Below are 15,781 nucleotides of genomic sequence, written 5' to 3' on the forward strand. Positions count from 1 at the left end.
TCCGCGCGCTCGTCGAAGCCGCGCGGCGCGAGCACGACGGCGCTTATGCGCGCGGCTACGACACGGGCCGCGCGCAGGCGATCGCCGACTGGCACGCGAACGCGGCCGACTCGTTCGAGCAGGAGCGGCGCGTGCGCGACAAAATGCGCGAACGGCTCGCGAATCTCGTCGCCGCGGCCGTCCAGCAGATGGTGCGCGCGGAGGACGCGCGGGGTCTGTTCGCGCGCGCGGCAGAAACGGTCGAGCGTGTCGTCTCCGGCGCAAGCTATCTGACGGTGCGCGTGTGCGACGCCGATTACGACACCGCGCGCGAGCAGTTCGGGCTGCTTGCCGACGCGTGGCGCCGGCAAGGACGCAACGTGCCGGTCGAGGTCGTCGTCGAGCCGCGCGTCGCGCGTGGCACCTGCGTGTGCGAATCCGACTTCGGCACCGTCGACGCGAGCCTCGACACGCAACTGAACGCGATCCGCGCGGCGCTCGGCCGCGCACTCGACGACGCGAGCCGCCCATGAACGCACTGACCGATTTGTCCCGCGTCGCCGACGCGATGGCCGCGCGGCTTGCGATCGAGCCTGCCGTCGGCATGACGGGCAAGGTGCTCGAGGTGATCGGCACGCTCGTGCGCGTCGTCGGCCTCGAAGCGACGCTCGGCGAGCTGTGCGAGCTGCGCAGCGCGTCTGGCGCGCTGCTCCAGCATGCGGAAGTCGTCGGCTTCACGCGCAACGTCGCGCTGCTGTCGCCGTTCGGCACGCTCGGCGAGATCAATCGCGGCACGCGCGTGATCGGCTTGCGGCGGCCGCTGTCGGTGAAGGTCGGCAACGGCATCCTCGGCCGCGTGATTGACAGCTTCGGCGAGCCGATCGACGGGCGCGGCCCGCTCGACTACGACGCGCTGCGCCCCGTGCTCGCGCCGCCGCCGAACCCGATGTCGCGGCGGATGGTGGACGCGTCGCTCGCGACCGGCGTGCGGATCGTCGACGGCCTGATCACGCTCGGCGAAGGCCAGCGGATGGGGATCTTCGCGCCAGCCGGCGTCGGCAAGAGCACGCTGCTCGGGATGTTCGCGCGCGGCGCGTCGTGCGACATCAACGTGATCGCGCTGATCGGCGAGCGCGGCCGCGAAGTGCGCGAGTTCGTCGAACTGATCATGGGCGAGGACGGCATGGCGCGCTCGGTGGTCGTGTGCGCGACGTCCGACCGCTCGTCGATCGAGCGCGCGAAGGCCGCGTACGCGGCGACCGCGATCGCCGAGTATTTCCGCGACCAGGGCAAGCGCGTGCTGCTGATGATGGATTCGCTGACGCGCTTCGCACGCGCCGGGCGCGAGATCGGCCTCGCGGCCGGCGAGCCGCCCGCGCGACGCGGCTTCCCGCCTTCCGTGTTCGCCGAGCTGCCGCGCCTGCTCGAGCGCACCGGGATGGGCGAGCGAGGCTCGATCACCGCGCTCTACACGGTGCTCGCCGAAGACGATTCGGGCAGCGACCCGATCGCCGAGGAAGTGCGCGGGATTCTCGACGGCCACATCATCCTGTCGCGCGAGATCGCCGCGCGCAACCAGTATCCGGCGATCGACGTGCTCGGCAGCCTGTCACGGATCATGCCGCAGATCGCGACGCGCGAGCACGTCGGCGCGGCCGGCCGGCTGCGCCAGTTGCTCGCGAAGCACCGCGAGATCGAAACGCTGCTGCAGCTCGGCGAATACCAGGCGGGCAGCGACGCGGCAGCCGACGAAGCGGTCGCGAAGATCGACCGGATCCGCACGTTCCTCAACCAGCGCACCGACGAGTACGCGCCGCCCGACGCGACACTCACCGCGCTGCACGCGCTCGTCCAATGAGGAACCCGAAACAGCGCGCCTTCGAGATGCTGCTTGCGCGGCGCGAACAGCGCGGCGCGAAGCTGCGTACCGAGCAGGCCGCGCAGCGCGCTGAACGCGACGCGGCAGCGGCCGAGTTCGCGCAGGGCGAAGCGCAAGCGCACGCGAAGCTCGATGCGGCGAATCGCTATGCGGCGCGCGTCGACGCAATGGCGGCCGGCCATGCGGCGTTTGCGATCGGCGATTATGCGGCGTGTCGCCGCTATCGCGACGTGCTGCTCGACGAACACACGCTCGCGAGCGCGCAGTGCGCTCGCCTGCATGCGGCGCTGCAGGCCAGGATCGAGCAGCTCGCCGCGACCGCACGCCGGATCGCGCGCAACGACGCGCAGATCGGCGTCGTGCGCGAGCGGATCCGGCGGCTCGCGTGCGCGGCCGAGGCAGCCGCCGAAGACGTACAGGACGAGGAGATCGAGGAAGGCGTGCTCGCACGCCGGCTCGCGGCCGTGCGGGCCTCGACCTGAATCCTGTTCCCGCCAATGACGGCCGGCCCTGAGAATGCATTCTCGACATCTCAGGAACGTGCCCTGGACATGCGCATGACGACCTACGACATCTTTCCGCTGCAGCACCTGGGCGACGAATTCATCGGCTTCATCGTGCTGCTCGCGCTGTCGAGCGAGCGGCTTCTCGTGATCATGACGATCCTGCCCGCGACCGCCGACAACGTGCTGAAAGGCCCGCTGCGCAGCGGCGCGGCCGCGATCTGGTGCCTCTTCGTCGCATGTGGACAGCAGGTGCTGATCCCGCAGCTCCGCGGCGCGTTCCTCGTGATCGCTTGCGCGAAGGAAGCCGTGATCGGGGTCGTGCTCGGCATCGCGGCCTCCACGGTGTTTTGGGCCGCGGAGGCGATCGGCACCTACGTCGACGACGTCGCCGGCTTCAACAACGTGCAGATGCAGAACCCGAGCTCGGGCACGCAGACGTCGCTGATGGCGACGCTGCTCGGGCAACTGACGATCGCGTCGTTCTGGATGCTGGGCGGCATGACGTTCCTGCTCGGCGCGCTGTACGAATCGTATGCGTGGTGGCCGCTCGGTTCATTCAACCCGGTTCCCGCGCCACTGCTCGAAATGTTCGCGCAGGCGCGGCTCGACATGCTGATGAACATGGTCGCGCGGATCGCGACACCGATGATGGCGATGCTGCTGCTCGTCGATCTGGGCCTCGCGTTCGTCTCGCGCTCGGCGCAGAAGCTCGATCTGATGTCGGTCAGCCAGCCGCTCAAGGGCGTGATCGCAGTGCTGATCGTCGCGGTGCTGGCGGGGAGTTTCGTGAGCGAGATGCGCGGGCAGATTTCGCTGGCGGGGCTCGCGCAGCAGGTGAAGCAACTGGCCGGCCGATAGGCGGGGCAACTGCTTTCGCACGGCGAGCGCCATCGAGATAGCGGACGTTCGGGGCGGTTCCACGCGGGCATTCATGCGAAGGATGCGTCGACGTCGTGGAAGAAGCGCGCGCTGCGCGACGCGATCGACTCGCGCCCACCCGATTCCGGGCCACGCACTCGACGTTTCGCTTTCGCGCCGCTCGCTTCGCGTATCCAGCCGTCACGCCCGCCGCGACGCGCATCATCCCTCCATCGATCGGCAGTTACCGTCATGCGATTCCGACGGCGGAGCGGCCCGTCGATTTTTGCCGTCGAGCGCCATGGCGCCCGACGCACTCTCCTCCTCTTGATAAAAGGTACCGACCATGCCAAAAATCACCGGCGGCAGCACCGCGCCTCTCGACACTCAAACCACAACCACTTCGTCGAGCAACGATTCGCAATCGACGCGGCGTTCGAGCGATCGACCGACGGGCGGCGCGACGCTGAGCGGACTGAACAATCTGTCGACGCCGCATACACGCCGCAACGACGTCACGCAACAGGCGGCCAGCCATATGGAGAAACAGGACGCGACGTACTATTCGGCGGCCGTGTTCGGGGTCAGCTCGGTGCTGCAGCACGGCCAGTACGGCATCACGGAAGGCTCGCACAAAAGCGTGGTGGGCAATCTCGACGGCCTCTCGCAAGGCACGCAGACGCATACGGGCGCGCACATGAACGAAAGCAAGTCGTTCGGCAAAGACGCGGTCGAGCATTTTCAGCGCGGAGAGTATCGCGACGCCGCGATGACCGCGGCCGGTTCGGCGATCAACGCCGTGGCTTCGATGACCGTCGGGCCCGCGCGCGATTTCGAGACGGCCCGGAAAGATCCGCGTCCGGAAATCTCCGTGGCCGCGTCGGCGAGCCTGCATCAGGAATTCGCGACGCTGCCTTCTCCGACGCGCACGACGCACGAGTGACGCATTCGATGCGTCACGCGGCGCGCCGCCTCGCCGCCCCGTCCCGCGGGGCCGAGGCGCTGGTGTTGAAGTTCGTGGAAAACGGCCGCCCGTTCGACGTGACCCTGACCCAGGAAATAGTCCGGTTCAGGGTCACAAGCCGGAAATCTCCACTTCCGATCGGGACTAATTCCGGTTCAGGGTCAAACGTCAAAAGTTGCGGTGGCATTCGAGTGTGATGACAAAACAGGTAGGACCTGGGACTCACCAAGCCTGAAAATTTGTCTGAGCCTGAAAAGCTCGCGAGTTGAATGAGGCGTGAGTCTGCGGATTTCATAGGGGCCCGCAGCGAATCAGGCTGCAACAAGGCCGAATGTAGAGCTGCAGCCCATCCTGTTTTTCGAAGGCTCGAAAGTCCGGCGCAAAGGGGGGCGTTCATGTAGACAAATTTAATCCAGACATATGCGAATCGACGACATTATTTTGGTAAGACTGTCAATAAAGTCGTCGACTCAGGGTCCGGATGCCTAGATCGGCGGGGATTCTGGAGTGACAGATTTAATTTGCTCTACGGCAGTCAAGCTCTACTTGAAGCTTGGAAAGCGCCTTACCGCGATCGATCGTGAATTTCGCGCGCGGCGTCGCGGCGCGGCGCGTGCCACGCAGCCGGGTTACGATGCGCCGCCCGCCGGCATGACAAACAGTCGTTCATCCCATACGACCGGCCGCGGTTCCGCAACTACAATCCGTACGGCGTCCGGGTGTGCGGGATTCACCAGCGCGTTGTATTCCGCGCGCGCGACGACCGACGGCACTACCAGGATCGCGCTGCGCGCTTCCGTCAGCCATGCGTCGCCGAATCGACGGGCGATCTGCTGCGCCGCGGCGTCCCACCCTTCGGGCAACGATTCGGCGGTGTGTCGTTCGATGCTCACGTCATCGGACACGGTCGACTCGACGCATGCGTGCGTCTTTGGCACCCTGCCGATACGCGCGTGGACGAGCACCTCGAGCATGGCGCCCGCGAACGTCAGCGCCGCGTAAATGACCGGACGGCCCGGGCTGTTGAAGCGTCCGCCGATCAGCATCGCGCCGGTGCCGCTCCAGATCGTGTGCCGCGTGTCGGCGATGCGGTACAACTTCATGCCGGAAGCCCGTAGAAGAGCTTCCACAGCACTTCCTCGACGCGACGCGCGCCGAGTTCGGTGAGCGCGACGTCCAGCGGCGCACGCCCCTCGAGCTCCGGGTGCGGTGCAGCCAGGAACTGGCGGGCCGCGTCTGCGTCATCCCACACGTACGCCGCGGTCGCGACGATTCGCGCTAGCCGTTCGGTCTTCTCGGATTCGTCCTGCGTGAGTCGGTCGCGCCGACGCTTGTAGGTTGCCTCGGGGATGATGCGCGCCAGCAGCGCGCGGCGCGCATCGGCGCCGTCGGTCGCGTGCTCAACGCCGGCCTTCAGCGCGGCCTTCGGCAGGCCGTCGCGCACACGGGCCTCGAGCTCCGCCAGCGTATGCGGTACGGGCCGAAGCTCCATCACGTCGGCCACCGCTTCAGGGGTCACAAGCAACATGTCGGATCCCTCCATAAAGTATCAATTGATACCAGAGTGCAGTTCACATGATACCAGATACAAGGGTGCCACCACGGTGCGGCCGAATCGAATGGCGGTCGGTCACTTCGGCTTGTGGCCGGCGAACCCGCGCAGCGCAGCGCGTTGCGGATTCATTACTTCTGACGTGGCATAGGTGCCGCTGAGGACCCGCTGCCGCACGCCGTCGGCCATCTCGCTCGGGAGGCTGATACTCATTGCTGAGTGATGCCCGTGGTGCCTCCTACTCCATCCTCGTAACGCCGTCACGGACCGTGGTTTGCCAGGTGCGCGCCGGGCGGGCTGAAGTACAGCGCCGCGCGATACCAGCGCTGACGCCGCTTGCGAATCAGTGTGAGCAGATCGGCACACGTAGCGACGTCGGCGGCCGTGAGCCGCGCAATGAGTTGGGGTCGAACCAGCCCTCGAGCGCGTGCTCGGGCTGCGACGTCTCAACGAGACTCGCAGCTCTCCGCGCCCTGCTTCCGGTATGGAGGGCGATGCGAGCGCGGATCTCGCGCAGGGCCCCGCCGTGGACATTGTTACGCATTTAAATGCATATCCGTGCCGATGTTCAAGAATACGATGCGCTTCAACAGCGTATTCAGGTTGACTTAACAGTTATCACATTGTCATCGCTAGATTTTTCGGGATATCAATTAAACGACGCCGAATAGATTTACGCAAGCCAACAACGACATCGAAATCAGTCTTGCAAAAAAAGGGGGTGACCATAGATTTTCTGAAGCGCCCCGAAATTCTCCTTGCATTTCCCAAATCCTGGTCAATACTGATACCAATTTAATACCAAATACATACCAAAGTAAACCAGGCTTCATCACCGGCATCCGCCGTAAAGCAAAGGAGAATGTAATGCAACGTTCGATTCACCGCCTGTGCCTGCCCCTGATCGGCGCGAGCAGCCTCATCGTGGCCAGCTCTGCGGCCTATGCCCTGCCCAGCTGCAGCGCCTGGCAATCCAGCCAGATCTATAACGCGGGCGATTACGCCTTGTACAACGGCCAAACCTGGCAAGCGCAATGGTGGACGCGAGGGGAAACGCCTACAGCCAGCCAAGGGGCCGTTTGGCAGCAGCGCGCCGCCAACTCATGCGCGCCTATCAGCGGCGGCGGCTCAGGCAGCGGCGTGCCGCCGGAACCCACGCCCACCGTGGGCTACAACGTGGGCTCTTATTTCACCCAATGGGGCATTTATCAGCGCCAGTATTTTGTGAAAAACCTGATGGCCAGCGGAGGCGATAAAAAACTCACCGTGCTCAACTACGCTTTTGGCAATGTCTACGCCAACGGCCAGTGCGGCATGGTTACGGTGGCGGAAAGCGGCAATGGCGATGGCGGCGACGCCTGGGCGGATTACCAGCGCGCCGTCTCCGCGGCGGAGTCCGTGGACGGCCAGGCAGACAGCTGGGACACCCCACTACGCGGCAACTTCAACCAACTGCGTAAGCTGAAACTGAAAAATCCGCAGCTCAAGGTGCTGATCGCCCTGGGCGGCTGGACCTGGTCCAAGAATTTCTCCACCGTAGCCGCCAGCGACGCCAGCCGCCAGGCGCTGGTTTCCTCCTGCATCAACCTCTACATCAAGGGCAACCTGCCGCAACAAGAAAACGCTGGGGGACAGGGTGTGGCGCTGGGCGTGTTTGACGGCTTTGACATCGACTGGGAATACCCGGTGGCCGGTGGCCTGCCCACCAATCATTACAGCGCAGCGGACAAGCAAAACTTCACCCTGCTGCTGGCGGAGTTCCGCCGTCAGCTGGATGCGCTGGGCCAGCAGAACAAGCGTCGCTATTACCTTTCCGCCGCGCTGGGCGCCGGAGTGGACAAAATCCGCAATACCGAACCGAGCAACTACGGCGCTTACCTGGACTGGGCCAATGTGATGTCTTATGACTTCCATGGCGGCTGGGAAGCGCAAGGCCCCACCAACTTCCACTCCAACCTCTATCCGGATCCGGCCAATCCGGCCCAGAACGACGCCAAGTTCTATGATATCGACGACGCGGTGAATGCCCTGGTCAGCGCTGGCCTGGCCCGCAACCGCATCAATGTGGGCATCCCCTTCTATGGCCGCGGCTGGACCGGCGTGGCCGCCGGCCCTAATGGCAATGGCCTGTATCAAAGCGCCACCGGCCCCGCGCCCGGCACTTACGAGGCGGGTTACGAGGACTATCGTGTGCTGGGGGGCCGCGCAGGCGCGCGTTATGTGCATCCCGTCACCAAGCAGCTGTGGAGCTATGACGGCACGCAGTTCTGGAGTTATGACACACCGGATGTGATCCGCACCAAGCTGGGCTATGTCAAAGCCCAGCAGCTGGGCGGCGTGTTCAGCTGGTCATTGGATGGCGACGATATACAAGGCTCACTGCTGTCCACCATGGGCGAGTTGCGCAGCGCCACCGCCGCCACCAAGCCCACCGGGGTGACGCCGAACCGTTAATGCTAGCAAAGCATTTTTAGCTGGAGTCCAGCATGCCGGTCCGCGTGCCCAATCCCTCGCTCAAGGTACGCGGTCTTTGAACGACGCACCGGCATTGTCGCGTTGGCGTAGGATAACGACATGAAAAAGACCTCGCTCTATCGTGGACGCCGGTTTCCTGCGGCCACCATTGCTCAGGCCGTGCGGTGGTATTTCCGCTTCCAGCTCAGCCTGCCCGATGTCGAAGAATTGCTGTTCGAGCGCGGTGTCGTGGTGAGCTGCGAAACGATCCGGCGCTGATGCGACAAATTTGGCGGGCCCAACGGGTTGATTGCGTTTCTGCGCCATCGAGGATACTTGGTCGATAAGATCGAGTGGCCAGGCATGGCGCCCGGCGACACACGGTAATGGATCCGTGGCTTCCATCTCAATGACTGATCAGCCACTCGTGTCCTGTTGGTAGTCAAGATCGTCGGGGCTGATCGTAGGATCGGCCGTCGCGCATCCGCTCAAGCCGCTCGAGCGCCTCGGCGAACACCGCCAGCGGCACCGCGTGCAACTGATCGTCGTGCCACGCGATGAGCGCCGCAACGAGCTCGTCCGTCTGCGGATCCAGCGCCCATTCTTGAGGGGCGGCCGGGATTTTTGAATATGCGAAGCTTCGCATATTCACGATTATGCTCAGCCCCGGATTATGCGTAGCGGCGGCCCGAACGCATTGAATGATGGTCGTCTTGGGCCGCTGCGGCAGACATAATTGAATGTATCGCCGAAAATGGTTGCGAACGCAACATTGCGATGTCCGCTTTCGTGCCGCGTGAGCGCTTTCAATCGATCTCGAAATCGCGGTTTACATTTGCGTTGATCCGCCTTGTGTTGAAGTCCGTTAATTCTGCTACTGGGTGCACTAGTTACGCTAATATCGCCTGTACAACGATACCTCAGAGCGCCGCTGTCGATATTTGCTGATGTTCGCGAGCAAGCGATCCATGTTTTTCGCCTGCCGTGGAATCGACGCAGGAATGTGCTCCAGATCGGCCCCGGACGTTCCACTTAAAAATCTCAGAATACTGTCCGAACGAGCAGGGCCACCTCTGTGCTCGATTTTGATGGCGTCGGCAGATTGGATCTAGCAGGCTGTTGTGGACCTTATCAGTGTTGAGTTCCCGCATTTCTTGAACGTCGCTGATTCTGGCGGCCGGCCGACAGCGGCACCCTGCATCGTCCCGCATGCGCCCCGGCGGCGCATGCGGGGGTAAGCGCTCCGTCAGGGTTTCGACGTGAGTCGGGTGATCATCGCGTTCACGGCGAGCATCTGCGCGCCGGACTTCAGCGCGTAGTTCTGGCCGGTGTAGCCGAACCAGTCCCAGCAGCCCTGGGGGTTGTAAGGGATCGTGGACGCGTTGACCTGCGGATACAGCACCACGATGTTGTTCGCATCTGCCCAGCTGTTATAGCTGGTCTTCTGATAGAAATCGTTCCCGACGACGCTCGCCGATTGCTTGCAGCCATGGAACGCAACGTGAATTCGGCACGCCGCGCCCCGCGCGCAAGTCTGCGGGACATATGCATAGGCCTCGTCGGCCATCCCGGTCGCAGCACTGGCGAATTCGCGCTGATTGAACGTGATGATCTTGCCGCTGAGCGGATTTGCCGGCGGATTCAGCGGACCGTAGATGAATTTCAGCAACGCGCCCGGCTGATCGTAGTTGTGTTTCGCGATCGTGCAATGACTGATGTAGGGCGATGCATTGGCTGGGCAGTCGTTACCGAACGACGGCGTAATCAGAGCATGGCCGGCTGGCACCGTGTTCACGTACGAGAGATTGCCGTCGGGCACGCCGGCTTCCTTGAAGAATGACACTGTCGCGTCGACGGCCTGCTGATATACGACCGTATCCTTGGTGCCGCTGAACACGTAGATCATCCGGCCGTGCTGCAGGCTGTCCAGCGGGTCGATCTGGCCGAGCGCGGCGAAGCCCTGCGCCGCGCTCACCATCAAAGCGGGATTTGGCGGCACGAAGGGCACTTGGCCCATGCAGACGCCGGCGTTGAACAGGTTGCCGGCCGCGCAGTAATACGGGCCGCCGGCGACGATGCCAGCACCGACGACGGAGCCGGAGTAGGCGACCTGATACTGAACGGCCATGAATGCGCCGGACGAAAGGCCCGATACCGAAGTATGGGTGGGATCGGCGCTCAACGCGGGAAGCGGTTCGACAGCCGAGGCGACACGAGAACACAGTGCGATGCCGATGACGGCAGCAGCCAGGGTACGAGTGATTTTCACGGCAAGACTCCTGTTTCGTCGAGGGTTCGAATGCACGAAGCGTCTTTGATGAGCGTGGTCGAAAGCTGGCGTGCAGCGTTCTGATTGTTGCGGGCAAAACGAATTGCGCGACTTTGATTCTGAATCTCGAACAGCCGAAGGGCAGCTTTTGCGACCGAAAATTGTATGATCGCCCCCGTGACTATTTCGAGACGGCACGCTGTGCGCTGATGATGTACCGAATGCATAGCCCCATTTTTCATGCGCGTCGAAGCGCGGAAAGTGACGCAATTCCGCTGCGGAAACTGTGCATGAAAAAGATCCGCAGTTGCACCTGCTTCATCTAACAGGGGGAGCCGCTGGCTCGTGTCGTAGCCCAACGCAAAGTTGTTAACTCGTGGCCCGAGTGCCTTGATCTCCGGGGGTTCTGGAGTGACAGAATTATTTTGCTCTACGACTGGCGTGGTTCCATTTTACGCTCGGGCTTTGGCGACAACCGATCAGGCATCCTCGCCGATTTGCGCTTTCGTGCCGGATTCGCACTGGTTACCTTTCCTGCTCTGATGCCTCTCTGGATCAGGTATGTCCGCTGCATTTCAGTTCAACGTCAGTTTGTTTCATGCGCCACATACTCGCCCGCTCGACGATTCATTGCATGTATGGACAGATGCGAGCTGTGCGGAGCATCACACACGTCACGCCGTCGACAGCGAAACGGCCGACATTGGTTTGGTTTTAGAGACAATCAAATCAATCTCTCTAAAAATTTAACACGCGAAGTGACAAATTTAATGCGAACGAAACCGAAGTGACAGCACTACTTTGGACAGATTGCCGACGAAATTGTCAATTCAGGCCGCACTCGCCTTCGATGGCGGGTATCTCGAGTTGGCATCTTTCCTTGCCCGGCGACTGGCCGACGATCAACACAATTTTTGAGTGAGCGAGGCGTGTTTCGGTGATAGGCGAGAATGTCCCGAAATGAAGGGTAACATAGCCCTTACTATGTTCCCCTTCATTCCGCCGGATCCTGCCTCGACATGGACCACTTCGGCGGAGCGCATCGTGCCCCTCTTTCACTGCACAACCGCGCACGTCCTAACTCGCCCCCTGAAGTTTCTACGTAAAAAGCTGTCAAACTTCCGCGTCCACACGCGCACCACACATCGGTCGCGCTAGCTTGCAAACTCATCCGTCTATCAATGCGCATCAGACGCTCGGTGTGATTCGCGACCGCAGTCAAACAACGCTCGTTTCCCAGTCCGATTTGATCGGTAAGCCAAAGTCCGGATTCACCACGCAACTCGACGAACACTAAATATCGCGGCGCGAACCGGTGCTTGGTAAATATTGGCGGCTCACCCGTTCGAAGGCCCCTGCCAGTTGGAGCTTCGACGGATTTCACCGCGCCCCCGCAGACCACCCCAACCTTCACAATTCATTTAACTTTGAATTGCGACTGTGATCCGAGCCAATGCCCGTAAGGTTTTCCGCTCTGCCCCCCAATATAAAATTTCCGTCGCCCCGCGAAAACACTAAAAAAACACTAAAAAGCGGAAGCGACGCAGCCCCATCAGGTGAGCACTGGAAGTCGCCAGCGTTCTCGGCAGCATCCGAACTGCTCGTCGCTTCAATGCCATCAGCCACCACCGAGCGTGTTACCAGCTCGACTATCCGACAACGACACGCTCAACATCAGACAAGCTGGCGAAGCGGCAACGTAGAACAACGGCGCGCGTTGGATCAATCGATTTTGACTGCCGGCTCATCTCCGTTGACCGTGTCTTCGAAATTCAACGTCTCACGCAGCTTGTCCAGCACTTCCTGATAGCTGTCATGCAGTTCCGGCCAGTCCACGCCTGGCTCCAGCGCCTCAGGATCAAGCCGCCCACCAGCCACGGCCAAGCGCACTGCGGGATGACGATGTCCAACTTTAGCCAGCCAGCCGGCGCATGCGAACTCCTCTCCTTGCCGGGATTGATGACATGCAAACATACTGGCTCCATAGTCCGGCCCCATACCCCGGTGATCAGGGCATGTACCAGCCAACTTTTCGGCCAGTTCGAGATCGAAGTTTGGAATATCTGCCGCACCCGCGGCACGGCGCCAAGGACATGACGCACAAGGTCTGCCAGATGTTTTCATAATCCAGTGGCTTCGTCATAAACGATCGCAACATCGACGACATACGCCGACGCCACGCATGGGCACTTCACCAGAACCAATTCCCGCGCCTGTGCTTCTGCCTCGCGCCTCGGTCGGCTACAGTCGCTCCACATGTCTTGCCCTAGTTTTGCGCACGCGGAAATCATCGCTCGCCCTCCTATCGCACTGTGCCGTTCTTGCAGTGCCCACACCACATGCCTTTGCTCGCATTGCACAATGCACGGCGGCCACAATATAGGCAACGGATCGAGATTGCTCCGAGATACATAGATAGCATTTCCTCGCTCAAAACCGGATCGTGTCAACCGGTACGTCAATCCCATGATGCATCAGGACTGCTTCACGGAAGGCACGCCATTCCTCAGTGCCAGCCGCCTCGTGCGTGCAATGCAGGCACTGGTCCGCGCCGGCCAACTGCTCGGTTACGGTCCGATGTACGTCTACGCCAAAACGCTTGCTGAATCGCCCGACACATGATCCATCATGACCCGTCACCCATACGGTGTCGCCAGCCGTCGAGACGTCAATACTGTAAATCTGTTCCATCAGCTCCGCTTCCTTAAGCGAGTTCGTACTTGTCGAGCAGTTCGAGTTTTCGCATCTCTTTGCGACGCCGCTCTTGCCGCGACTCCTCGGTCGGAATGATGTCGCGCTTTGCAGCCAGCGTCGCGTCGTAGCGTTCGATTTCCGCCACGAGAGTTACGAGTTCCTTCAGTTCCGCTCGGGCTCTGGTGAACATATCATTTCCTTTCTCAGCGTATTGGCCGTCGGCACGATTACTTGATCAACTGCATCCCCGCGACCTTCGAGGCCGACACGTCGAAAGTAGCCGTGTACTCGCACTCGGCTACATGCCCAGAACGCTCGATCAGGCAATCCGCGAAATCCGCCTTTGAAGACGCGAAAACGCGGAGTGCCTTACGTACCGTATCAGCACTTTCGACGACCAGCTCTTTGGTCCCGATCATCGATTCAACGATGTCCTTCATCTGCTCTCGTTCAACACCGTAGCAGCGCCCAAGTACCCAGACAACCTCGATCAATGCGACCTGCGAAACATATCCCGGCCGCTCGGGCGACAGGGACTCCATCAGTGCCGTCGCCTTCTTCGACTGAACCTCATCGTCTTGCGCGAAGTAGCGGACTAGCACGTTTGTATCCAGTCCGATCATCGCGCTGACGCCCCCTGCTCGGCGATGGCCTGATTCATGTCGTCAATCGACACCGGTTTCGCGGGCTTCTTCACAACGCCCTTGAGCGCCACGAGCGAGCGCGTCGCTGGATAGACCTCGTACCGGCCTGTCGCCTCGTTGAAGCTGAATTCGATCCGGTCGCCGGCCTCCAAGCCAAGCTGATTACGCACGTCCACCGGGATCGTGACCTGACCCTTTGAAGTAATAGTTGCTGCTGCCATGATGGCACCTCCTTCCTCCTTACTTTATGGTAAGGAGTATCAAAAAGCAAGAATAGATTCCAAACGCATCGCACCGCTAACCCCAAAATCCTCGGCCGGGATCCCCAGGGGCCCATCGAGCGCGTCGAACTGATTGACGTCGACAAACTGGCTTCGATCCTGGGCAAGGTGCCTCATGCGGTGCGAGTCCAGTCGGCAAGACAGGCTCTCGCCTCGCACCTCGGCGAGCACCCGATCTTGAACGACGTCTTGTCTAGTTGGGAGAGGTTCAAGAAGGTCCGTGGCACAGGGCCGGCCGCTGCCGCCAACTGGGCAATGACTTGCGACGTCATCACATACTGCCAGGCTCAGGCGGCGCTCGGCGCCACGGAAACGCCGGCGAGGGACGCCAGCGCACGCCTGTTCAAAAATAGCAAGTGTATCGAGTCCCTCGTGCCTTGCCTGGATGCACTGCTGGCGGGCAACATCGACGACACGCATCCGGATGCTCAAGTGTTGCAGGAGTTCGGCCTCTACCGCGAGCCGCAGCCAGCGCGTCTGGCCGGCAACATTGTGGTCCGCCGAGAACGTGGTGCGTTCCCGCTGAACTGCCCCTACTGCGCCCTGTCTCCGTCCACGGCGATGATCTAACGCCTGAGTCGTTGATACCCACTCGATTGTCAACGGGCGGGCTGGACCCTTGTATGGGCGGCCGTTCCGACGGTTCACGTTGCAACGATACCGTCGCGGGTACCGAAGAATACTGCCGGCACTTACCGCTTCTCCACGGACAGCAATGGAGAACCGGTGCTTACTTCGTTCGAAAAATCGCGAAGATGGTGCACCTCGAGACGATCTGCGGTGACAACACCGACATTGATACCGTCAAGCATTTTCCAACGCGGTCCTGACAAAGCCAACCGCTGCCAAGATCACAATCAGAAAGACTGAGCCCCACGGGTCGATTAAAGCGATTCGCTACGCATTGAATCGCTGGCCTGCGCTCGCGTATTACTGCAGCGATGTGCGCGCAGAGATCGATAACCTGATCGCTGAGCGGACGCTGCGCGGTGTCGCCCTGGGCCGTCGCAACTATCTGCCCGTGGGAGCCGACTCGGGCAGCGAACGCGCGGCGGCAATGTACGGCCTGATCACCCGGCTAACCGCGTCGACGAATTGCTGCCGTGGAGCGCAGCTACAGCGCTACTTGAGTGCTTACGCTGTTTCCAGCGCACTCAAGTTTTGCTGATGTCCGACCGATATAACGATCTGTGAGAGAACATCGCAAGCACACAATTACGGGACTATCGTGACAGCGGCTCCTATCAGGTTTCACAAGAACCCCAATGACGTCAGACTGCCGCCGATTTCACTGGCGCTTGTAAATGAGGCCAATGCGCTTTATGACTCGCTGAACCAGCTGGGACGTCAGCTGGGCGAACAACTGACGCTCGTCTACGCGTATCTCGACAAATTCGGACCCTACGTCAGCACATTTGCGTCGTGCTCCAAAGGCTGCTCGCATTGCTGTTCGATGGATGTCCAGTTGACGACCCTCGAGGCCGAATACATACAGGTTCATACCGGTGTTCCCCTGCGGGCCGCAGGGAGGTTGACGACAGGACATCGTTCGCCCTGCCCCTTCCTGACCGACGCAGGGGCGTGTGGAATATATAGGTTCCGTCCACTCGTTTGCCGCATTTTCCACGCACTCGGGGATCCGGAGAATTGCCGGCCCGGTCGCGAGCAGATCCAGTATGGCGCACCACCCCAATATGGAAA

The 15,781-nt window shown here is 61.5% G+C and carries 17 protein-coding genes and 3 pseudogenes; 10 read left to right on the plus strand and 10 right to left on the minus strand.

The window, feature by feature from the left end; translation table 11 throughout:
- From sctL to G3O06_RS30490, 5 genes and pseudogenes are all read left to right on the plus strand, one after another.
- On the plus strand, positions 1 to 512 hold a 512-nt coding region (gene sctL / locus G3O06_RS30470; RefSeq protein WP_205818426.1), incomplete at its 5' end, for a type III secretion system stator protein SctL.
- Positions 509 to 1,837 carry a type III secretion system ATPase SctN gene (gene sctN / locus G3O06_RS30475; RefSeq protein WP_174974112.1) on the plus strand — a complete coding sequence of 443 codons (1,329 nt, stop codon included), beginning with the start codon at positions 509 to 511 and terminating at the stop codon, positions 1,835 to 1,837. The genes sctL and sctN, both read left to right, overlap by 4 nt.
- Positions 1,834 to 2,340, plus strand: a complete 507-nt coding sequence (locus tag G3O06_RS30480) for a type III secretion protein HrpB7 (protein ID WP_205818427.1) — start codon at positions 1,834 to 1,836, stop codon at positions 2,338 to 2,340. Before sctN ends, G3O06_RS30480 begins: the two co-directional genes overlap by 4 nt.
- 75 nt (positions 2,341 to 2,415) lie before the next feature.
- Positions 2,416 to 3,219 (plus strand): annotated as a pseudogene (sctT, locus tag G3O06_RS30485) (type III secretion system export apparatus subunit SctT); the annotation flags it as partial.
- Positions 3,220 to 3,568: 349 nt separating this feature from the next.
- Positions 3,569 to 4,165 (plus strand): hypothetical protein, encoded by a 597-nt coding sequence (locus tag G3O06_RS30490; RefSeq protein WP_205818428.1) that lies wholly within the window; start codon positions 3,569 to 3,571, stop codon positions 4,163 to 4,165.
- 650 nt (positions 4,166 to 4,815) lie between these two features.
- Here G3O06_RS30490 and G3O06_RS30495 read toward each other — a convergent pair.
- From G3O06_RS30495 to G3O06_RS50060, 3 genes are all read right to left on the minus strand, one after another.
- The gene (locus G3O06_RS30495; protein ID WP_174998885.1) at positions 4,816 to 5,289 is read right to left on the minus strand and encodes an RES domain-containing protein; all 474 of its coding nucleotides are present in this window, start codon (positions 5,287 to 5,289) and stop codon (positions 4,816 to 4,818) included.
- Positions 5,286 to 5,714, minus strand: coding sequence for an antitoxin Xre/MbcA/ParS toxin-binding domain-containing protein (locus tag G3O06_RS30500; protein ID WP_017335769.1), 429 nt, complete (start codon positions 5,712 to 5,714; stop codon positions 5,286 to 5,288). The genes G3O06_RS30495 and G3O06_RS30500 overlap by 4 nt, the downstream gene beginning before the upstream one ends.
- Before the next feature lie 284 nt (positions 5,715 to 5,998).
- The gene (locus tag G3O06_RS50060) at positions 5,999 to 6,154 is read right to left on the minus strand and encodes a phage integrase family protein (RefSeq protein ID WP_174974171.1); all 156 of its coding nucleotides are present in this window, start codon (positions 6,152 to 6,154) and stop codon (positions 5,999 to 6,001) included.
- A gap of 451 nt (positions 6,155 to 6,605) precedes the next feature.
- Here G3O06_RS50060 and G3O06_RS30510 point away from each other — a divergent pair, with 451 nt between their 5' ends.
- The gene (locus G3O06_RS30510; RefSeq protein WP_174982661.1) at positions 6,606 to 8,192 is read left to right on the plus strand and encodes a glycosyl hydrolase family 18 protein; all 1,587 of its coding nucleotides are present in this window, start codon (positions 6,606 to 6,608) and stop codon (positions 8,190 to 8,192) included.
- Between the two features lie 120 nt (positions 8,193 to 8,312).
- Positions 8,313 to 8,468: pseudogene (locus G3O06_RS30515) on the plus strand (IS6 family transposase); the annotation flags it as partial.
- 166 nt (positions 8,469 to 8,634) lie between these two features.
- Here the strand turns inward: G3O06_RS30515 and G3O06_RS30520 are convergent.
- From G3O06_RS30520 to G3O06_RS49280, 4 genes are all read right to left on the minus strand, one after another.
- Entirely contained in the window at positions 8,635 to 8,844 is a 210-nt protein-coding gene (locus G3O06_RS30520) for a hypothetical protein (protein WP_205818429.1), read from the minus strand.
- Positions 8,845 to 9,438: 594 nt separating this feature from the next.
- Entirely contained in the window at positions 9,439 to 10,461 is a 1,023-nt protein-coding gene (locus G3O06_RS30525) for a PHB depolymerase family esterase (RefSeq protein ID WP_205818446.1), read from the minus strand.
- Positions 10,458 to 10,820: a hypothetical protein gene (locus tag G3O06_RS30530; protein WP_205818430.1), complete on the minus strand. Its 363-nt coding sequence runs from the start codon at positions 10,818 to 10,820 to the stop codon at positions 10,458 to 10,460. The genes G3O06_RS30525 and G3O06_RS30530 overlap by 4 nt, the downstream gene beginning before the upstream one ends.
- 1,363 nt (positions 10,821 to 12,183) lie before the next feature.
- Positions 12,184 to 12,585: a DUF6283 family protein gene (locus G3O06_RS49280; RefSeq protein WP_241020320.1), complete on the minus strand. Its 402-nt coding sequence runs from the start codon at positions 12,583 to 12,585 to the stop codon at positions 12,184 to 12,186.
- A gap of 342 nt (positions 12,586 to 12,927) precedes the next feature.
- Between G3O06_RS49280 and G3O06_RS30540 the strand changes: the two genes are divergently transcribed.
- Positions 12,928 to 13,083 carry a hypothetical protein gene (locus tag G3O06_RS30540; protein WP_205818432.1) on the plus strand — a complete coding sequence of 52 codons (156 nt, stop codon included), beginning with the start codon at positions 12,928 to 12,930 and terminating at the stop codon, positions 13,081 to 13,083.
- Positions 13,084 to 13,165: 82 nt separating this feature from the next.
- On the opposite strand, the gene G3O06_RS30545 is transcribed toward G3O06_RS30540, so the two are convergent.
- The 3 genes from G3O06_RS30545 to G3O06_RS30555 are packed head-to-tail and all read right to left on the minus strand — an operon-like array spanning position 13,166 to position 14,020.
- Positions 13,166 to 13,345, minus strand: a complete 180-nt coding sequence (locus G3O06_RS30545; RefSeq protein ID WP_095401672.1) for a hypothetical protein — start codon at positions 13,343 to 13,345, stop codon at positions 13,166 to 13,168.
- A 37-nt stretch (positions 13,346 to 13,382) separates the two neighbouring features.
- The gene (locus G3O06_RS30550) at positions 13,383 to 13,778 is read right to left on the minus strand and encodes a type II toxin-antitoxin system VapC family toxin (RefSeq protein WP_044847222.1); all 396 of its coding nucleotides are present in this window, start codon (positions 13,776 to 13,778) and stop codon (positions 13,383 to 13,385) included.
- On the minus strand, positions 13,775 to 14,020 hold the full coding sequence (locus G3O06_RS30555) for an AbrB/MazE/SpoVT family DNA-binding domain-containing protein (RefSeq protein ID WP_175779623.1): 246 nt from the start codon (positions 14,018 to 14,020) through the stop codon (positions 13,775 to 13,777). The genes G3O06_RS30550 and G3O06_RS30555 overlap by 4 nt, the downstream gene beginning before the upstream one ends.
- Positions 14,021 to 14,257: 237 nt before the next feature.
- Between G3O06_RS30555 and G3O06_RS30560 the strand changes: the two genes are divergently transcribed.
- A complete protein-coding gene (locus tag G3O06_RS30560) occupies positions 14,258 to 14,650 on the plus strand; it encodes a hypothetical protein (RefSeq protein ID WP_205818433.1) in 393 nt (130 codons plus the stop codon).
- Positions 14,651 to 14,942: 292 nt separating this feature from the next.
- Positions 14,943 to 15,274, plus strand: a pseudogene (locus G3O06_RS30565) (transposase); the annotation flags it as partial.
- Between the last annotated feature and the right edge of the window lie 507 nt (positions 15,275 to 15,781).

Origin of the sequence: Burkholderia sp. Ac-20345 (assembly GCF_017104825.1) — a bacterium.
Classification (GTDB): Bacteria; Pseudomonadota; Gammaproteobacteria; order Burkholderiales; family Burkholderiaceae; genus Burkholderia; species Burkholderia lata_B.

What these genes read in the sequence shown, in the direction of transcription:
- sctN (WP_174974112.1), top strand. Translation starts at nt 509, where the DNA reads ATGAACGCACTGACCGATTTGTCCCGCGTCGCCGACGCGATGGCCGCG.
- G3O06_RS30480 (WP_205818427.1), top strand. Translation starts at nt 1,834, where the DNA reads ATGAGGAACCCGAAACAGCGCGCCTTCGAGATGCTGCTTGCGCGGCGC.
- G3O06_RS30490 (WP_205818428.1), top strand. Translation starts at nt 3,569, where the DNA reads ATGCCAAAAATCACCGGCGGCAGCACCGCGCCTCTCGACACTCAAACC.
- G3O06_RS30495 (WP_174998885.1), bottom strand. Translation starts at nt 5,289, where the DNA reads ATGAAGTTGTACCGCATCGCCGACACGCGGCACACGATCTGGAGCGGC.
- G3O06_RS30500 (WP_017335769.1), bottom strand. Translation starts at nt 5,714, where the DNA reads ATGTTGCTTGTGACCCCTGAAGCGGTGGCCGACGTGATGGAGCTTCGG.
- G3O06_RS30510 (WP_174982661.1), top strand. Translation starts at nt 6,606, where the DNA reads ATGCAACGTTCGATTCACCGCCTGTGCCTGCCCCTGATCGGCGCGAGC.
- G3O06_RS49280 (WP_241020320.1), bottom strand. Translation starts at nt 12,585, where the DNA reads ATGAAAACATCTGGCAGACCTTGTGCGTCATGTCCTTGGCGCCGTGCC.
- G3O06_RS30540 (WP_205818432.1), top strand. Translation starts at nt 12,928, where the DNA reads ATGATGCATCAGGACTGCTTCACGGAAGGCACGCCATTCCTCAGTGCC.
- G3O06_RS30545 (WP_095401672.1), bottom strand. Translation starts at nt 13,345, where the DNA reads ATGTTCACCAGAGCCCGAGCGGAACTGAAGGAACTCGTAACTCTCGTG.
- G3O06_RS30550 (WP_044847222.1), bottom strand. Translation starts at nt 13,778, where the DNA reads ATGATCGGACTGGATACAAACGTGCTAGTCCGCTACTTCGCGCAAGAC.
- G3O06_RS30555 (WP_175779623.1), bottom strand. Translation starts at nt 14,020, where the DNA reads ATGGCAGCAGCAACTATTACTTCAAAGGGTCAGGTCACGATCCCGGTG.